The sequence below is a fragment of the Muriicola sp. genome (assembly GCF_049669965.1).
Taxonomy (GTDB): Bacteria; Bacteroidota; Bacteroidia; order Flavobacteriales; family Flavobacteriaceae; genus Muriicola.
In genome coordinates this window covers 1-4,233 of sequence record NZ_JBATLB010000143.1, presented here as the reverse complement: position 1 = coordinate 4,233, position 4,233 = coordinate 1, and the positions used below count along the sequence as shown (strand labels likewise).

Sequence of the window (4,233 nt, the reverse complement as noted above, 5' to 3'; positions counted from 1 at the left end):
CGTAAGCATTAATGATCCGGCTTCTGTACCGGAAGGGAACAGCGGAATCAGTACTTTAAATTTTACGGTAAGTTTAGACCAGGCGGATCCCAACAATAATATTACCATTCAATATACCATTAGCGGGGGGAACGAAGATACTGATACAGGCACCCTGACTTTTGTGGCCGGCACGACAACCCTAACCCAGGATATACAGGTTACTACCAATGGGGATACATCCGTGGAAGCAGATGAGCCCATAACTGTAACCCTCAGTGGTCCCAGTGGTAACGCTACCATTGTAAAAGCGGTAGGAACCAGCAGTTTTACCAATGACGATTCTTCCACCATAAGTATTAGTGATCCTACACCTGTTTTGGAGGGTAATACCGGGATTGCCACTATAAATTTTGCGGTAACACTCGGACAAGCAGATCCAAATAACCCTATCACCGTAGATTACGCGATCAGCGGGGGTAATGAAAATGGAACCGGAGGCACACTTACCTTCGCAGCAAATACAACTATTTTAACTCAAAACATTTCGGTAACCACTAATGGCGATTTTATTGTTCAGGCCAATCTACCTGTTACAGTGACTTTAAGTAATCCTAGTGGGAATTCCACGTTGGCAGCAGACAATATTGGAAGTAGTAGCTTTACCGATGATGACATCGCAGGATTTACCGTTTCTCCTTTGGCTTTAACAACTACAGAAGGTGGCGCCGGGCAGAACTTTACCGTTGTATTGGATGCAGCTCCGGCAACAAATGTGGTACTCCTTCTCTCTTCTTCAGATACGACAGAGGGTACGCTAAGTGCAAATAGTCTTACTTTTAACAGTGGTAACTGGAACACCGTAAGAACGGTGACCGCAATTCCCTTCAATGACGACTTTGTGGATGGGGACCAAAATTATACAATCACTGTTGGCATCGATGCTTTAAACAGTAATTCTTTCTTTGACCCAACAATTGCCAATGGTAATGCTGTGCCTGACCCCTTAGATGATAAGATAATTAATGTAACTAATAGTGATGATGATACGGTAGGCATAATTATAACCCCTATCAATGGAAATACAACGGAAGATGGCGTTTCCGCCAGCTTTACCATATTTTTGGAAAGTGAACCATCTGGCGATGTGATCATTCCATTGAGCAGTAACGACCTGGGAGAAGGAACCATTGCAGTGGGCGGCGTAACCCTAAATGCAGCCAACTGGGATACCGGGGTTTCCGTAGTAGTAACCGGTGTAAATGATAACTTTGTAGATGGACCTGTTCTCTATGCTATTGTTACCGGGAATGTTTCCTCCACAGATCCTAACTACGATATTCTTACAGGAGCCAATGTGCCCGATGTAGCGGTTACCAACAACGACAATGATACAGCCAGTATCAGCATCAATAACAGAACGTTCAATGAGGGAAGTGGTTCAGTGGAGTTCACCGTTACCCTGACCGGGGAAGTGGAAGCAGGCTTTACAGTAGATTACGCTACCTCCAACAACACAGCTCAGGCAGGATCAGATTATACAGCAACCAGTGGCACATTAACGTTTCTAGGGGACACGGGGGAAACACAGACTCTGCAAATACCTATTACTGATGATCCTTTTGTAGAACAAAGTGAAATTTTTCTGGTTACCTTAAGTAATGTGGTCAATCCGGGTGATATTACTATTTCCAAGACCATAGGGGTTGCAAGTATCACAGATAATGATGCGGCTAACGTCACAATTGATGACATTACAGTGAACGAAGGTCCCGCCAACCAGGCTGTATTTACTGTGACCCTAACAGGAAGCACGCCTTTTGCATTTACCGTGAATTATGCCACCGCTGATGATACTGCATTTGCAACAGAGGATTACACGGGTACCAGCGGCACCCTAAGTTTTGCTGGGACCGATGGGGAAACACAGACCATACCAGTAGCCCTGGTAGACGATTTGGTGGTGGAACAGGCCAATGAGGACTTCTTTATGAATCTAACCAGTGTTAGTTCTGTGCTGGTGAGCATAGGGGATCCCCAGGGGATTGCCACCATTATAGATGATGATATTTGTCCTGCCGGAGACCTAGCGCCTGTTTTAGACCCAACAGTACCCACCGCATTCTGCGATGCTGCCAGTCAGGATCTGGACGAATATACCAACAGCACCCCTCCAGCCGGTTCTGAATTGCGTTGGACAGCAGATCTAGCGGGTATTTTTGATCCGGATACACATTTGTTAGACTCAGAGATAAGTTCTGATTTTCCGGGCACCTATTACGGCTTTTTCTGGGATATTGATGAAAATTGTGCCAGTCCAACCCTGGAAGTGACCCTGGAATTCAATACCACTCCAGTCCAAGACAGTACCACGGATGCAGAGCGATGCGGGGAAGGCTCGGTTACCTTAAATGCCATCTTTTCTGAAGGGACCGTAAGTTGGTTTGCCGTAGCTTCCGGAGGAGCAAGCCTTGCAGAGGGAGAAGATTTTGACACGCCTACCTTAACGGTAACGACCACTTTTTATGCTGAGTCAAATTCCAATGGATGTATCTCCGCCAGGGTTCCTGTAACAGCCACTGTATTTAATCCTCCTTTTGCAGGAGTTCCAAGTAATACTACCGCTTGTAATGTAGCCATTAATGGGCCCACAAGCCTTGATCTGGACGACCAACTGGAGGCCGCCGACCCCGGGACCTGGGCTATTACATCCGATCCTTCAGGGGGGGCATTGAGTATTTCAGCTGAGAATTTGGTCAATTTTGAAGGTCTGGCCGATGGGGATTATGTCTTTACCTATACTACCACAGATGCCCAGGCACCTTGTGTCAACGAATCCGTAACCGTAACGATCACCGTCACGGATTGTGCAGTGGATACAGATAACGACGGACTTACCGATGGAGAAGAAGGAGTTTTGGGAACAGATCCCGGAAATCCGGATACTGACGGGGATGGCTTAACTGATGGGGAGGAAGTGAACAATATAGATGATGCAAGTACTCTGGCGGTTCCTTCTAGCGAAAGTAATCCCTTAGATCCTTGTGATCCGTTCCTAACTGAAGATTGTAATCCGGAACCCATAGACCTGGCCATTGAGAAAACGGCAAATGTAACTGAGGCAATTGCCGGGGAACAGGTGATTTTCACCATCACTCTTACAAACTTGTCCATGACTAGAGTAGTAGATATTGAAGTTTCTGATCTATTAGATGAGAACTTCACCTTTGTCTCGGATACTCCCACAACGGGCACCTATGATCCCGTTACAGGTGTTTGGATAGTTCCAGAACTCCTGGAAAGTGCTGTGGCTACCTTAACCATTACTGTGGAGATTAATATGGACTTAGCAGTATTTACTTCTCTGCGGAATACTGCTTCTTTACTTAGCTCCTTACCAAATGACGGAAATGTGGATAATAATGTATCCTTTGTAGATATTGATGCAAGTCCTCAAATTCCGGATGACTGCGGTATTCAATATAATCAATTCTCACCAAACGGAGACGGAACCAATGACCGCCTGATTGTGAATTGCATAGAATTATTTCCGAACAATTCTCTGGAGATTTTCGATCGGTATGGCAACAGTGTTTTTTCTGCCATTGGATATGATAATTCCTGGGATGGGATAGGGAAGAACGGGGACCTGCCAAAAGGCACTTATTTCTATGTGCTAGATTTTGGTGAGGGACAGGAAGTGAGAAAAGGATGGATACAAATACTACGATAATGCAGATGGTACCAAAACACATAAAAAGATCGTTCCTCCTTACATGTTTGTTCGTAGTTTACACTACCATAGGGTATGCGCAGTTAGAACCACAGTACACTCAATACATGTACAATATTGGCAGTTTTAACCCGGCCTATGTGGGATCTGTAGAAAAGGCTGATATCTCTGCACTATACAGAGCTCAATGGATCGATATAGACGGGGCTCCCCGAACACTAAGGTTTGGCACAAATATTCCTTTGGGCAACGGCAAGAATGGAATAGGGTTTAACGTGGTAAGTGATCAACTGGGCCCTACCAGTCAGACCTTTTTTGACGTGGCTTATTCTTTCCAGGTTAATGTATCATCCGATACTTATTTGTCATTTGGGATAGATGCGGGAGGGGGTATTCTGGATATCGATTTTACCAAAGGTAATTTTGAGAATACAGAACCCTTGTTAAATACTACCACCGTCTACAATAAATTTTACGCAACCGTAGGGGCAGGAATGTTCTTATACGCATAAGATTGGTAC

The 4,233-nt window shown here is 45.1% G+C and carries 2 protein-coding genes; both read left to right on the top strand.

The annotated features are described in order from the left end of the window. A partial coding sequence (locus WBM49_RS07855; protein WP_424371501.1) for a Calx-beta domain-containing protein occupies positions 1-3,712 on the top strand: 3,712 nt, incomplete at its 5' end. Beyond that, positions 3,712-4,224, top strand: coding sequence for a PorP/SprF family type IX secretion system membrane protein (locus WBM49_RS07850; protein ID WP_424371500.1), 513 nt, complete (start codon positions 3,712-3,714; stop codon positions 4,222-4,224). The genes WBM49_RS07855 and WBM49_RS07850, both read left to right, overlap by 1 nt. The last annotated feature ends 9 nt before the right edge of the window (positions 4,225-4,233 follow it).

What these genes read in the sequence shown, in the direction of transcription:
- WBM49_RS07850 (WP_424371500.1), top strand. Translation starts at nt 3,712, where the DNA reads ATGCAGATGGTACCAAAACACATAAAAAGATCGTTCCTCCTTACATGT.